The sequence below is a fragment of the Collinsella sp. TF12-2AT genome (assembly GCF_003436735.1).
In the GTDB taxonomy this organism is placed as follows: Bacteria; Actinomycetota; Coriobacteriia; order Coriobacteriales; family Coriobacteriaceae; genus Collinsella.
The window spans coordinates 89,045-103,276 of the sequence record NZ_QSQK01000005.1; the positions used below are offsets into that span (position 1 = coordinate 89,045).

Consider the following 14,232-nt stretch of genomic DNA (forward strand, 5'->3'; position numbering starts at 1 on the left):
AAAGCAGAGGATCCGATGCTCGTCAATGTGCCCGGGAAATCGATGCCGGTCAAACTCGAGCAATTCTGAAACGCCCCATCCCCGATGGACTCAATTTCGCTCAGCGCGGTGACGGACGTTAGAGAGGTGCATCCGTCAAACATGTGCGAGGGGATCTTCGTAACCGATGCGGGCAACGACACGCTTGTCAGAGACGTGCAGCCTTTGAGCACGCCCGTTATGGTGTCGGCGAAGGCGACATCTTTTGGAAACTCGATGCTTGTGAGGGCCGTAGCCCCCCCCCGAAGGCGCTCGGGCCCGAAATCATTTTGAGGGTGGAGGGGAGATCGATCTCCGAAAGGCTTTTGCAGCCCGTGACCATCGAGTTGGCGCTAATCTTCTCGACGCCCTCATCGAAATAGAGTTTTTCGAGCGAGCCGGCGTTTTGCAGCGTGCAACTGAAGTCCTTGATGGAGCCAGGGATATGGAGCTCCTTGACCTTTACGAACTTCCGGAAATACCATCCGCGCACGTTTTCGAGCGTGTCGGGGAGCGTCAGCTGCTCAACGTTCTTGGCCACGATACCAGACGAGAAAAAAAGTTCGGTGACTTTGTAGGTCTGGCCACCATGCGCGATGGAGCTGGGTACACTCACCGCGGTCACACTGTCGTCGGCAACAATACATGTGATTTCCGCCGTGCCCTTATCCGTGGTCTCGCACGAATAGGTCACGCCGTCCTGGGTGATCTCAAACTGCTCCGCAGTATACGCAGTCCGCGATTCCGTGGCCGCATATGCGACACCGGCCGTCGCGCCAACGGATAAACATCCGAAGCCGAGAACCAACGCAAGGCAGAGAGCGGCGGCTCTCCGCCCCCCCCCCCGAAAACTTTCCTCTCCAATTCCCTTCTCCCCCTCTGGTGTCGCCCTCTCTTCCCAAGAGCGATCTATTGATTAGGACAGTTTAAAGACAACATTATGCCCAAAGAGGTCCATCATGGAGATAATCCACTTCTTCGCCCGAAATGGTAATTAATTGGCAGGATTAATTGGCGAGCAACTGAACGAAGAGCAATCTACTAATGGCACATAAATGGCGGCGTCAACACCCGAAGTGCATAGTCTCCGATTCCCAGACAACACCACTTCGAGGCAAACGGTCCGACGCAAGGCTCAGGGCAATCAACTTCGGATTGGTTTTAGAGGCGAGCGAGGTCATAGGCTCGCGCGGCAGACTCGCCGGCGCAGATGAGGTTGGTTGCGGCTTCCTGCGGATCGAGTGCCCACTTCAAATCCATGGGCTTGCGGCAGATCGGCAAAACCAGGTCGACGCCCTGCCCATACACCGCATCCAGGTTGTCGGCACGACCGCCCACGACGGCGACCACCGGCTTGCTATAGCGCTTGGCACGGCGGGCCACACCCACCGGCGCTTTGCCGGCGGCGGATTGCTCGTCCATATTGCCCTCGCCCGTTATGACCAGGTCGACATCGCGCACGCGCTCGTCAAACCCAATCAGATCGAGCACCGTCTCCACGCCCGAACGCAGCTCCGCGCCGAGCGCCAGCAGCGCGGCACCCAGGCCGCCGGCGGCACCGGCACCGGGCACGCCGAGCACCGAGCCAAATGTCCGTGCGCCCTTGGGCGTGCGCAGCAGCCCCTGGGCCCGAGCCTCGACAATTGCCGTATCGAGCAGACGACCGTAGCCGACCATCCAGCTGTCGCACCTGTGCACCGTCTCGATGTCGCCCGCCGGCAGACCCTTCTGTCCGCCGAACACTGCAAGCGCGCCGCGACGCCCTACGAGCGGATTCTCGACATCGGAAAGCACCACGACACGCGCGCCATTCAGTGCCCGTAGCGCCGGTGCCAAATCGATACTCGCCACGTGTTCAAGGCCCGCGAGCCCCGGCGCGATATCGCAGCCACGGTCATCGACAAGACGCGCGCCCAGCGCCTGCAGCATGCCGGCGCCACCGTCGTTGGTGGCGCTGCCGCCCAAGCCAATATAGAGTGTCTTTGCGCCCGTGCGAACCGCGCGAAGCATGAGCTCGCCCACGCCATAGGTTGTAGCGGCCAGCGCCGACGACTCCGTGCAAGGCGAGTACCCGATGCCGGCCGCCTCGGCCATCTCGATGACCGCGGACTCGCGCTCGACATCAACCAGCATCCGGGCAGGCACACGCTCGCCCAAGGGGCCTGCCACCTCGCAGGTCACAATCTCACCGCCGCACGCGGCAACGGCATCGAGCGTTCCCTCACCACCATCTGCCAGCGGCAACGTGGCCACCTGGGCATCGGACCACACACGGCGCACGCCTTCGGCAACCGCCGCCTCCGCCTGCGCGCTCGAAACGCTACCCTTAAAGGAGTCGATCGCCAACAGCACACGGCGGGGCCGGCGGCACGCGGCACCAAAATCGACCACCTCAACGGCGATTTCTTCGGCACACGCGAGCGCCTCGGCATGAGCGGCATGTGCCTCAAGATCGGCCCCACAACCGCAGCCAGCACCATCGGTGCCACGCAACCCACTAAAATAGCCGCTCAACACCTCACGACACTCGTCTGCCAGCACACCGGCGGTCACATTAAACCGATGATTCAGGCGCGAGTCGGCATTCAAATCGTATAGGGATCCCAACGCGCCCGCCTTGGCGTCGCTCGCGCCATACACGCAGCGTCCCACGCGCGCGTTGACCATAAGCCCCGCACACATGCAGCAGGGTTCGAGCGTCACGTAGACCGTACAGTCGGAAAGGCGCCAGCGACCGAGCGCCTGGGCAGCGGAGCACACGGCCGCAAACTCGGCATGAGCCGAAGGATCCTGATCGAGCTCGCGACGATTGTGCGCCCTCGCGACGATCTCGCCGTCGCGCACCACTACGGCTCCGATGGGCACCTCGCCCACCGCAGCGGCGGCGCGCGCCTCGGCCAGCGCCTCGCGCATGAACTTCTCGTCGATTTCGGTGATCGTCATCGTTCGCCTTCCCTGTTGCAAATTCAAAACGATGCTATCATTACGACTCACGGAGAGATGGCAGAGCGGTTGAATGCGGCGGTCTTGAAAACCGTTGAGCGCGAGAGCGTTCCGGGGGTTCGAATCCCCCTCTCTCCGCCATTTTTAGTGATGCACCGGCGTCATGGTCCGCTCAAACAGCGCATCGACCACGTCGGCCATCTCGGGTCGACGCTCAAGATCGTGGCCCGATTCCCACCATATCGTGAAAAGTCGAATAATACCGCCGGCGACAAACTCAGACGTCGTCTCGAGTGACACGGGGGCCAGGGCATCCTCGGCAAGCACGTTCATCACACGCTCGCGGATGGAGCGGACAATACGGTCGCAAATAACGTTGGTCAACATGCCCGACATGCTGCTTGCCAAAATGTTATCCATGAGCTGCTCGTGCGCCAGAATCAAATCCATGGCATCGTCCAAAATCGCGTGCCGAAGCGCGCGCACGTCCTCGGCAGACACTGCGCCGGCCTCATCGGGCTGTTTTTGCGGCAAGCCCGACATGAACTCATCGATATAAAAGGCAAAGTAATCGTTCTTGTCGCGAAAGTGCTTGTAGAACGTCGTGCGGCGAATCATGGCGCGGTCGCACAGCATGGCAACCGTCAGGTCCTCAAAACGATGCTCCTCGAGAAGCTCGGTAAAGGCATCGAACAGGGCGCGGTAGGTTTTCTTGATGCGAAGGTCCACTGATAATCGCCATCCTCAGGGCAAAGACAACACTCGTCAATCTGTCGCATATCTTACACCTGTACCTCGCGCGCTTTGCCCCGGTGCCAACCCTACCGAAAACATAACGCTTACCGGAAAGTTCGGCACGGCAAAACGTTGCGGGTATACTAGTAGCGTTATACCAACGGCAGCTGGCGCATGCCGCCGCGGCCATTCGAAACGGAGACATCATGATTACCGTCATCATCGGCATCGTTGTTGTCATTGTGATTGTCTGCGCCATCGCCGGCATCTACAACAACATGGTCACCAAGCGTAACCGCATCGATAACGCCTGGCAGAACATCGATACGCAGCTGCAGCGCCGCAACGACCTGATCCCCAACCTGGTCGAGACCGTCAAGGGCTACGCCAAGCACGAGCAAGAGACGCTCTCCGCCGTGATCAGCGCGCGTAACACCGCCGTCAAGGCCACCACGCCCGAGGCCAAGATGGAGGCCGACAACGTGCTGACCGGTGCGCTACGCCAGCTCTTCGCCGTAGCCGAGGCCTATCCCGACCTTAAGGCAAACACCAACTTTACGCAGCTGCAGGCGTCGCTCGAGGATACCGAGAACAAGATTAGCTATGCACGCCAGAGCTACAACGACTGCGTGCTCAGCTACAACAACGCCATTCAGACGTTCCCGGCTGTCATCTTTGCCGGCATCTTCCAGTTTAAGGAGCGCCAGGGCTTCGAGGCCGCCGAAGCAGCCCGCCAGGCCCCGACCGTCAAGTTCTAGTAGTTTGGCAGCGCATCCTTAATCGGCCAAATGTATAAACCGCCCCGTCGAACGCATACTTCGACGGGGCGGTTTCCTTTTTCGCGAAGGTCCCCCTCTAAGCGCCGTGCATTTTTAGGAGTATTCAACATAACCAAGAGCTTCGGGCGCTACGATAAATGCCAAAGACCGCGAATATCCCTGCAAATCAAACGCTGTCAGCCCATAACCCCGCCCATCATTCGTAGAAAACATCGAGAAATCCCGATTTTTTGCCCGAGGTCGGTATGCAGGGGCCTTCGATTGCAGAATACTCGCAAAAATGCACGTCGCCATCACCCCCACATGGCGCGAACCAAAACAAAAGCACGGCCTAAAAGGCCGCGCGCCATCTTTAATTCAGATCTATATTGCCCGTACGGCAGCGCCAGGGTGACACAGGCCCGAGGGCGACCTTCCTTTCCGGCGCACTCCACAGGACGAAAGAACCCCCGCCGCACGTAGTGCGCAGCGGGGGTTCTTTCATGTCCGAGGACGCGCCGAAAGGGAAGGTCGCCCTCGGGCCGGACAGCTAAGACAGCTTACGCGACGGTGTAAACCCAGTTGTGCTTATCCTCAACAGCACCAGACTGGATGCCCGTCAGGGTCTCGCGAAGCTTCTTCATCACAGGACCGATCTCGGTGTAGCCAGCCGGGAAGGTCACGGTCTCGTCGGCTCCGTAGACCTTGTTGTCGATCTCGCCGACCGGGGAGATAACGGCAGCGGTGCCGCACAGGCCGCACTCAACAAAGGTGCCGGCCTTGACCTCGGCCCACTCGACGGGACGCTGGTCGACGGTCATGCCCAGGTCCTGAGCAACCTGAACGAGCGAACGGCGGGTGATGGAGGGCAGGATGGAGTCGGTGTGCGACTGCGGAACGACGAGGGTGCCATCCTCCTTCACGAACAGGACGTTAGCGCCACCGGTCTCCTCGACATAGGTGCGGGACTCGGAGTCGAGATACAGGTTCTCGGCATAACCCTCGCGGTGAGCCTCCATCGTGGGCTTCAGGGACATGGCGTAGTTGAGGCCGGCCTTGATGTTGCCGGTGCCGTGCGGTGCGGCGCGGTCGTACTCGGAAACGCGCAGCTTGACGGGCTTAAGGCCGCCCTTAAAGTACGGACCGACCGGGGTCACGAGAATGCGGAACGTGTACTCAGGAGCGGGAGCCACGCCGATTACGTCACCGGAGCCGATCATAAACGGACGCACATACAGGGTTGCGCCAGAGCCGAAGGGCGGAACCCATGCGGCGTTGGCAGAGACGACCTGCTTGACGGCCTCAACAAACTTGTCCTTGGGGAACGGGGGCATCTCGAGGCGCTGCGCAGAGTTGTACATACGCTCAGCGTTCATATCGGGACGGAAGCAGACGATGCTGCCGTCCTCGGCGGTGTAAGCCTTCAGGCCCTCAAAGACCTCCTGGCAGTAATGGAAGATGCCACCGCACTCGGAGACATGCAGGGTGTGGTCGGTAGTCAGACCGCCCTCGTCCCACTCGCCATCCTTCCAATGAGCCTCGTAGCTGTAATCGGTCTTCATGTAGCCAAAGCCGAGGCTACCCCAATCGATATCCTTCTTCTCGACAGTCATATGTCGCTCCTTACATACACAGTTGCATACTCGCGAACTCGCACGCAAGGACCGAGGCCGACCGCGTCGCAACGTCACACGCCCGGAGCGTAGAGCCGGACGGGACACGCGGACGACATCGAAGCCGATGACACGTCGATTCGCATGCACGAGATTGTACTCCGCACACGCATCGGATAAAACGTTTTTCTTTAACTAACTAAAGTATTTTCATTTGACCGAAGCTAGAGAGGCCCGCCACCGTAATCGGCGACGGGCCTCAACGGCACGGTTTGCGCGCTAGCTCGAGCTACGCGTTCTGTTTGCCCAGCTTTGCCTTAACCAGGCCGACCACGGTCGGGATAATCGACACGGCGACGATGCCGATAATCAGCAGCTCAAAGTGCTCCTGCACAAAGGGGATGCCGCCAAAGAAATAGCCCAGCAGCGTAAAGACCGTCGACCAGGTGATACCGCCCAGCACGTTAAAGATGACAAAGTTGCGCCAGTGCATGCCGCCCATGCCGGCGATGAAGGGCACGAAGGTGCGGATAAACGGGAAGAAGCGACCCAGGAAGATAGCCAGGTGGCCCCACTTGTCCAGGAAGTCCTCGGACTTTTTAATGCGCTCGGGCGTCATGGCCTTGACCTTGCCCGAGGCAATGATCTTTTGGCCAAAGAAATGGCCAATCATAAAGTTGCACTGATCGCCCAAAATGGCAGCGGCCCACGCCACAGCCAGCAGGGCCACAATGTTAAAGCCGCCGTTGTGGGCGAAGAAGCCCGAGGCGAACAGCAGCGAATCGCCGGGAAGGAACGGGAAGAACACCACGCCCGTCTCGATAAAGATGATCAGGAACACACAGCCGTAGGCCATAAGCGGGCCGGCGGCGATCCAGCTGGCGATCGCGGTGCGCGGGTCTTTGAGCAACTCGGCGATAAAATTAATGAAACCCATGAAGTAGAACCTCTCAGTTGTGGGCGCGGATACGTCCAAGTTGACCAGTATACGGTTGCGGCGCGGCCATGCACACGACCGCACAAAAGCATGACTCCATTACCAGCAAGTATGCATAACTGACATCTGTCACGCTAAGCCGTGGAAGATTGCTCTTCCTAATCCCTAGCGAATCGCTATACTTTATTGAATCGCATTGCCATGGCGCTAAGGGAGGGCGGCCGGTGAGCTTTATCAATACCATTCGCGAGGACATCAAGACCGTCCAGGCACAGGACCCCGCCGCGCAAAACGGTCTGGTCATTTTCCTTTCGTACCCCGGTCTTCACGCCAAGTGGAACCACGTACCCGAGCATTGGCTCTGGGAGCACGGCCACCGATCGCTCGCCCGTGCGCTCTCGCAGCTCACCCGTCATATCACCGGCGTCGAGATTCACCCTGCCGCGCAGATTGGCAAGCACTTCTTTATCGACCACGCCATGGGCGTCGTCATCGGCGAGACCACCATTGTGGGCGACAACTGCGTACTCTATCAGGGCGTCACGCTCGGCGGCACCGGCAACGAGACCGGTAAGCGCCACCCCACCCTGGGCAACAACGTCACCGTGGGCACGGGCGCCAAGGTGCTCGGCAACATTCGCATCGGCAACAACGTCAAAATCGGCGGCAACTCGGTTGTCGTCAAGGACGTGCCCGACAACTGCACCGTCGTGGGCGTGCCGGGACGCATCATCAAGCGCAACGGCTGCCGTGTGTTCGAGGAGAGTTTCGACGCCAAGCAGCATCGCGAGTACATGCCCGATGACGCCGCCGAGCAGAGTGCCCTCAACCGCCAAGGCATCACCGAGAACGCCCGCCGCGTCAAAGAACTCGAGCGAGAGGTGGCCGAGCTCAAAGCCCTCGTCACCAAGCTCGTGGACGAGCGCTAGGGACGCAAGCGGCACAAAACAATATCGGCACCGACGCAAAAGGCGCGCCAGGGAATCCATCCCCGGCGCGCCTTTCTTTTTGATGTGACATGCGGGACTATCCCTTTGTCACACTATGCGAACTGACTCAGATAGAGGTCGGCGTAAGCACCCTCGGCAGCCAGCAGTTCCTTATGCGTGCCTTGCTCGATAATGTTGCCGTGATCCATGACCAAGATCAGGTCGGCGTCCACGATCGTCGACAGGCGATGCGCGATCACAAAGCTCGTGCGCCCGCGCATAAGCGCGTCCATGGCACGGCCGATGGCAAGCTCAGTGCGCGTGTCCACGCTCGACGTCGCCTCGTCCAGGATTAGAATCGCCGGGTTGTTGAGCAGCACGCGTGCGATGGTCAGCAGCTGACGCTGGCCCTGGCTGATGCTTTCGGCATCGTTGGCCACGCGCGTGTCGTAGCCCTGCGGCATGGTACGTACAAAGAAGTCGACCTGCGCGGCGCGTGCGGCCGCCACGATCTCATCGTGCGTCGCCTCGGGGCAGCCGTAGGCGATGTTCTCGGCAATCGTGCCGTCGAACAGCCAGGCGTCTTGCAGCACCATGCCAAACTGCTGACGTAGCTCGCCGCGATCCATGCGGCTCGTATCCACACCGTCGAGCGTAATGCGGCCACCGTCGATCTCGTAAAAGCGCATGAGCAGATTGATGAGCGTGGTCTTGCCCGCGCCCGTGGTTCCCACCACCGCGATCTTTTGGCCCGGCTCGGCGGTAAACGACACGTCGCGCATGAGCGGCTTGTCGGGCGAATAACCAAAGCGCACGTGCTCAAAGGAGACGCGACCCTCAATGCGACCCGGCAGCTTGGCGGCCTCCCCCGGCAGCGGATCAGCCTCCATCTCGGACTCATCAAGCAGGTCGAACACGCGCTCCGCACTCGCCAGCGCGCTCTGCAGCGAGTTAAAGGTAAACGACAGCTGCGTCATGGGTTCGGACGCCTCGTAGATAAACTGGAAGAACGCCTGGAACACGCCGACGGTCATGTGACCGGCAACCAGCATGCTGCAGCCCACCAGCGCGATCACGATCTGCGCCAAACGGCCGATAAAGCGCACCGCAGGGCCGACGGCATTGATCATAAAGTCGGCCTTGGTGCTCACGCGCGCCAGCTCGCCCGAGGCCTCGTGCACTTCGGCAGAACTCTGACGCTCGCGGTTAAACGCGCGAATCACCAGACGGCCCGAGTAGCCCTCCTCGACCGCGCTCGTGATTTTGGACACCCACTCCTGGCGCTCGCCGGTCACGTCATGTGTGCGACGCGAGACCACTTTGGTCATCAGCAGCGACAGCGCCATAAAGAACAAAAAGACGAGCGTGAGCGGCACGCTAAACACGAACATCACGCTCACGGCGCCCACCACGGTGCCGATCGACACCAGCAGCTGCAGCAGTCCGCGCTGCATACTCTCGGACATCTTGTCCAAGTCGTTGGTCGCACGGCTGACGACCTCACCGGGACGATGCGCGTCAAAGTAGGCGAGCGGCAGACGGTTGAGCTTTTGTGCGATACGGTTGCGTAGGCGCAGGTTGAGGCGTTCGGCAACGCTCGACATCAAAAAGGTCTGGAGCGCGTAGAACGAGGCAGCGGCAGTCCAGATCATAAAGTAGACGAAGATGGTCCTGCCGCAGTTCTCCCAGGTGATGTTGAAGGTGGTTCCGTTGGCAAACGCCACCTGAATGTGGCCCCACAGCTCATCTATCACGCGGGCACTATATGCCGGCGCAGCGGTGTTAAAGATGGCGTAGAACACAATGCTCGCGAACACGATATAGAAGCGCCAATGGTCGCCGGCAGCCTCGCTCCACAGGCGGCGCACCGTCGCCCAGGTGTCGCGGGGTTTCTCGTCCTCGTCCTCGTCGTCCACATCGCGCATGCGCTCTGCCTCAGCGCGGGCACGCTCGTCCTCGGCGCGCTCGTTTTCCTCGTAGAGCGCTTGGCGGCGAGCCTCGCGCTCGGCTGCAGCCTTGGCGGCGTCATCCAGCTCGGGTGCCACGGCAGCCGTTTCCTCGACCAGCCCCGCGGCAACGGCGTCATCAACGCTGGCCTGCTTCCTGAGCTCCTCGGTCATGCTACTCACCTCCCTTCATCTGCGATTCCGCGATAGCGCGGTACACCTCGCAGGTTTCCATGAGCTCGTCGTGCGTGCCCAGGCCCACGACCTCGCCGTCCTTGAGCACGACAATCTGGTCGGCGTGCAAGATCGTCGAGATGCGCTGCGCGATGATGAGCACCGCAGCGTCACGCGTCTCGTCTTGCAACGCATGGCGCAGGGCGGCATCAGTCTTAAAGTCCAGGGCCGAAAAACTGTCGTCGAAGATATACAGATCGGCGCGCTTCATGAGCGCGCGAGCAATGGCCAAGCGTTGGCGCTGACCACCCGAGAAGTTCGTACCGCCCTGGGCAACCGGGGTATCGAGTCCATGCGGTTGATCGAGCACAAAGGTGCTCTGGGCAACCTGCAGCGCATGAAGCATGTCCGCCTCGGTCGCGTCTTCGTTGCCAAAGCGCAGATTGCTTGCCACGGTGCCCGAGAACAGCCATGCCTTTTGCGGCACATAGGCAATGCGCCCGCGAATCTCGTCTTGCGAAAGGTCGCGCAGGTCAACACCGTCCAAGCGAATGGCGCCCTTCGTGGCATCGTGGAAGCGCAGCAGGAGCTTGGCCACCGTCGACTTGCCCGAACCCGTCGAGCCGACGATTGCGGTCGTCTGACCGCGGCGACAGGTAAAGTTCAGATCGCACAGTGTGTCCTCGTCGGCGTCGTCAAAGCGAAACGACATGTGATCGAACACGGCGACTGCATCCGCATCGTCCTCGGGGGCAGGCGCCCCGTCACCCAGCGTACGCTGGCCATCGACGATGCTCGGCTCAATCTCCAGCACCTGCTGCGCGCGGTTCAGACATGCGGCGGCACGCGGAAGCGTCAGCACCACCATCTGCGCCATCATCACAAAGAACAGGATCAGAAGCGCGTACTCCAGCACCGCCGAGATGCTCGCGATCTGCATGGCGTGGGCGCCCACGCGGTTGCCGCCCACCCACAGTACCGCCACCTCTGCGATGTTCATCAAAAAGAAGCTGGAGCTGTCGAGCCCCACAAACAGATGGTTGACTTTGATGGCGTTGGCGGCGTAGTCGCTAAACACCTCGTCCAGGCGCTGCTCCTCGTGGCGCTCCTTATTGAAAGCGCGGATGACGCGAACGCCCACGATGTTTTCGCGCAGCACCACGTTCATGCGGTCGATAAAGCTCTGCAGGCGCATAAAAATTGGCGCGGCGTTAGCCACGGTAAAGACTGCCGCCACCAGCACGATCGCAACCACCACGCCCAGCAGCGTACCCATGGCGGGATCGATGAGCCACGCAAAAATGATGCCCGCGACGGCCAAGAACGGCACCGGCAGCACCAGCTGGATCGTCTGCAGGATGGCCTGCTGAATCACATTGATGTCGTTGAGCGAGCGCGTGATCATCGATCCGGTGCCAAAGCGCTCAAAGTCGCTGGCCGCGAGCTCGAGCGACTTGTCGTACACGGCATTGCGGATATCGCAGGCCACGTTGGCGGCCAAGCGCGCCGAAAGATAGCAGCCCAGCACCGCGCCGCCGCTGGCCATGCCGGTCGCGATAAGCATGTAGAGGCCATTGCGCAAAATGTAGTCGACATCACCCGTGGTGATACCGGTGTTGACCATGTTCGCCAGCATCGTGGGAACCAACAGCGTGCCGACGTTATCAACCAGCAGCACCAGCAGCGTCACTGCGACAAGCCCTCGATAGGGCTTCAGAAACCTCATTAACAGTCGCACGACTCCCCCTCACATTGATCCTGCGTCTGGCTTGCAGCTGCCACCTGCTGCTTAAATGTCTCGCACTCCTCATCGAGCACCTGGGAGAATTTGCCGATCAAGCGCATAATCTCGCGTTGCTCACACGGCTCAAGCGCGCAAAATGCTCGCTGTTCGGCCTTAAGTGCCGGCAACGCATAGCGCTCAGCAAATTGCCTACCCTCTTTGGTCAGGCACACAACCTTGTTCTTGCGACTGCCTTCGGCAAACTCCAGCGTGGCGAAACCCCGCGCCTTCAAGGTTTTAATTGCCGAGTTGATGGTCTGTTTGCTGTAGAACCATTCGCTTGTCAGACGGCTTACGGCGACGCTGCCGCCCGCCGTGCTGGTATCGACGAGCATCCAGTAAGCGCAGTCCGAAAGACCGCAGGCGCGCGAGAACTCCGAATAAATATGGTCGAGTCCATTGAGCAACCGGTCGAAATCGACCAGCGTAACCGCACTATTCATCTATCCCACCATTCGATTGTCCGATTTTTGACCAATTTATATCTCTAGATTAGTCCGAGTTTTGACTATCGTCAACAGGCTCTCCGCAAATGCTTGCACTTTTATGGCCTATCGGCAGAAAAAGACCGCCGGCGCGGGGGCAGCGCCAGCGGTCACGTGAAAATCGGGTTTTATTGCCCGTTAAGCGGCGACGGCCTCATAGACCGTAGCGCCCGAGAAGCTGTCATGCAGGCTCTTGCCGGCAATCCACGGCAGCTCGACGACCTCGCAGACCGTGTTGACCAGCTCGGAGCAGTCAGTAAAGTGGCCCTTGTCGTTGAGGGCCTCGCAATCCTGAACACGCCAATAGCCATCGGTGTGCGTGATGTAGTACTCGTGATCGTCAATCGTCACAAAAGCGCGCGTCTTGGAACGCAGCAGCTTCAGAAATCCTTCGAAGTCGGTCTCGACGACATCTCCAGCCTGGAACATGATGTTACCTCCTGGCCCGGCGCCACCACGGCGCATTGATAAACGTTGGTACTCCTTTAGTAAAACCTTTATCAGAGGTTATGCGTTCGTCATTTAGGCAAGTGGTAAAAAACCGCAGGGTAGACGGGATAAAACGTTTAACCATCCCATTTGTTTGTCACATTCTGAAGGTACTTTTATGCAAACCTACTTTCCCAATTGGGATCTACCCTTTTGGCCGGGCAATTGACCGTCTATCGTTTGAGCCCGACGGGTATGAACGGGGCATCTGCAACGCCACCGCAAGGAGACACCATGGAGACTATCGAAGCACTCATCCACCGCCGCAGCTGCCGCAACTACAGCGATCGTCCCGTCGAGGCCGAAAAGCTCGCACGCATTATCGAGGCCGGCCAGTATGCACCCAGTGGCATGGGGCGCCAGCCGGTGACGTTTGTCGCCGTCACCGACCCCACGACCGTTGAGCGCCTCTCGCAGCTCAACGCACAGGTCATGGGCAGCAACAGCGACCCCTTCTATGGCGCCAGGACCGTTGTGGTGGTACTGGTCGACCGCAGCGTGCCCACGCACCTGGAAGACGGATCGCTCGCCATGGGCAACCTGCTCAACGCCGCCTATGCACTGGGTGTCGACTCATGCTGGATTCACCGCGCGCATGAGGTCTTTGACTCGCCCGAGGGCCTGGAGCTGCTGGCCAGCTGGGGCCTGCCCGCCGACGGCAGCCTGCGCGGCGTCGGTCACTGCATTCTGGGCTATGCCGAAGACACGCTACCCGAGCCCAAACCCCGCCGCGACAACGTGGTGTACGTTAGGTAATTAGTTCCGCCGTTCTAACGAACGGCTGACCCACTCGCAACTTATCTTGCCGATGGAGTTGTCGTCGTTTCGTTCGTGTGGGTCGTTGAGGCGCCGTCGCCCTGTTCGCCCTCGTCCTTTTGAGCGTCGGCGATGGTGGAGGCTGCCGCGACCATGCCGCGCTGGGGCGCGACGCCCGTCTGGGTCTGAGCGCCCTCGACAACTTCTGTGCCTGCATGCGCGAGCTCGGGCGATTTAAACACCGCGTCCAAGTTGGCGCCACCGCCGGCGTAGCCAAGCGCAGCGAGTGCGATGACGATCACTGCAACGACGACCGCGATCGGCACATAACGATGCCAACCAGCAGGATTGAGCCCACTGCGGCGAGCCGCCCCGCGGCTGATGTAGCCGAGCGTGCCGTCGTGCTTGAGCTTTGAGCCCACCACGCGTTTGCGGCCCCACAGCGAGGACTCTGCCTGCATTGCCAAGCGAGCACCTGTCGAAGGATAGCCGTATTTAGTGCGCTTGAACGAGCCGTCAAACCCCGAGGCGTGTTTGCCCCACGTCACCGATGTTGTGCGTCGGTTAACCGGCGCGGCACTCCGCCTTCTGCGGCTCGGTTTTGTAGTCTCAGCCATACGCCCCCGCACGCCGTAACCAAATCGAAACAATAACGCTTTGGACTGT

Annotated in this window: 13 protein-coding genes, 1 tRNA gene and 1 pseudogene; 4 read left to right on the forward strand and 11 right to left on the reverse strand. The window is 60.2% G+C overall.

Annotation, left to right across the window (positions count from 1 at the left end):
* Positions 1-5 precede the first annotated feature (5 nt).
* The 3 genes and pseudogenes from DXD24_RS10330 to tadA all read right to left on the reverse strand — a co-directional run.
* Positions 6-212 (reverse strand): annotated as a pseudogene (locus tag DXD24_RS10330) (leucine-rich repeat domain-containing protein); the annotation flags it as partial.
* Between the two features lie 5 nt (positions 213-217).
* Positions 218-712, reverse strand: a complete 495-nt coding sequence (locus DXD24_RS04880) for a leucine-rich repeat protein (protein WP_158550156.1) — start codon at positions 710-712, stop codon at positions 218-220.
* Positions 713-1,179: 467 nt separating this feature from the next.
* Positions 1,180-2,961: a tRNA adenosine(34) deaminase TadA gene (tadA, locus tag DXD24_RS04885; RefSeq protein WP_117646305.1), complete on the reverse strand. Its 1,782-nt coding sequence runs from the start codon at positions 2,959-2,961 to the stop codon at positions 1,180-1,182.
* A 51-nt stretch (positions 2,962-3,012) separates the two neighbouring features.
* Between tadA and DXD24_RS04890 the strand changes: the two genes are divergently transcribed.
* Positions 3,013-3,102 (forward strand) — tRNA-Ser (locus DXD24_RS04890).
* A gap of 3 nt (positions 3,103-3,105) precedes the next feature.
* On the opposite strand, the gene DXD24_RS04895 is transcribed toward DXD24_RS04890, so the two are convergent.
* Positions 3,106-3,690 (reverse strand): TetR/AcrR family transcriptional regulator, encoded by a 585-nt coding sequence (locus DXD24_RS04895; protein ID WP_117646306.1) that lies wholly within the window; start codon positions 3,688-3,690, stop codon positions 3,106-3,108.
* Between the two features lie 212 nt (positions 3,691-3,902).
* Here DXD24_RS04895 and DXD24_RS04900 point away from each other — a divergent pair, with 212 nt between their 5' ends.
* Positions 3,903-4,454 (forward strand): LemA family protein, encoded by a 552-nt coding sequence (locus DXD24_RS04900; protein WP_082421874.1) that lies wholly within the window; start codon positions 3,903-3,905, stop codon positions 4,452-4,454.
* A gap of 560 nt (positions 4,455-5,014) precedes the next feature.
* Here the strand turns inward: DXD24_RS04900 and DXD24_RS04905 are convergent.
* On the reverse strand, positions 5,015-6,067 hold the full coding sequence (locus DXD24_RS04905) for a branched-chain amino acid aminotransferase (RefSeq protein ID WP_035138743.1): 1,053 nt from the start codon (positions 6,065-6,067) through the stop codon (positions 5,015-5,017).
* A 289-nt stretch (positions 6,068-6,356) separates the two neighbouring features.
* On the reverse strand, positions 6,357-7,004 hold the full coding sequence (locus DXD24_RS04910; RefSeq protein ID WP_117646307.1) for a DedA family protein: 648 nt from the start codon (positions 7,002-7,004) through the stop codon (positions 6,357-6,359).
* A 224-nt stretch (positions 7,005-7,228) separates the two neighbouring features.
* Between DXD24_RS04910 and cysE the strand changes: the two genes are divergently transcribed.
* Positions 7,229-7,933, forward strand: a complete 705-nt coding sequence (gene cysE, locus DXD24_RS04915) for a serine O-acetyltransferase (protein WP_117646308.1) — start codon at positions 7,229-7,231, stop codon at positions 7,931-7,933.
* A 113-nt stretch (positions 7,934-8,046) separates the two neighbouring features.
* Here cysE and DXD24_RS04920 read toward each other — a convergent pair whose 3' ends face one another.
* The 4 genes from DXD24_RS04920 to DXD24_RS04935 form a co-directional block, all read right to left on the reverse strand.
* Complete coding sequence (locus DXD24_RS04920; protein WP_117646309.1) at positions 8,047-10,053, reverse strand: ABC transporter ATP-binding protein; 2,007 nt, start codon at positions 10,051-10,053, stop codon at positions 8,047-8,049.
* Between the two features lies 1 nt (position 10,054).
* A complete protein-coding gene (locus tag DXD24_RS04925; protein WP_117646310.1) occupies positions 10,055-11,779 on the reverse strand; it encodes an ABC transporter ATP-binding protein in 1,725 nt (574 codons plus the stop codon).
* Positions 11,779-12,279, reverse strand: a complete 501-nt coding sequence (locus DXD24_RS04930; protein WP_117582944.1) for a MarR family winged helix-turn-helix transcriptional regulator — start codon at positions 12,277-12,279, stop codon at positions 11,779-11,781. Before DXD24_RS04930 ends, DXD24_RS04925 begins: the two co-directional genes overlap by 1 nt.
* 180 nt (positions 12,280-12,459) lie before the next feature.
* Complete coding sequence (locus DXD24_RS04935; protein ID WP_055251737.1) at positions 12,460-12,750, reverse strand: hypothetical protein; 291 nt, start codon at positions 12,748-12,750, stop codon at positions 12,460-12,462.
* A gap of 294 nt (positions 12,751-13,044) precedes the next feature.
* Between DXD24_RS04935 and DXD24_RS04940 the strand changes: the two genes are divergently transcribed.
* Positions 13,045-13,566, forward strand: coding sequence for a nitroreductase family protein (locus DXD24_RS04940; RefSeq protein ID WP_117646311.1), 522 nt, complete (start codon positions 13,045-13,047; stop codon positions 13,564-13,566).
* 41 nt (positions 13,567-13,607) lie between these two features.
* On the opposite strand, the gene DXD24_RS04945 is transcribed toward DXD24_RS04940, so the two are convergent.
* Positions 13,608-14,183 (reverse strand): hypothetical protein, encoded by a 576-nt coding sequence (locus DXD24_RS04945; protein ID WP_158550157.1) that lies wholly within the window; start codon positions 14,181-14,183, stop codon positions 13,608-13,610.
* Positions 14,184-14,232 lie beyond the last annotated feature (49 nt).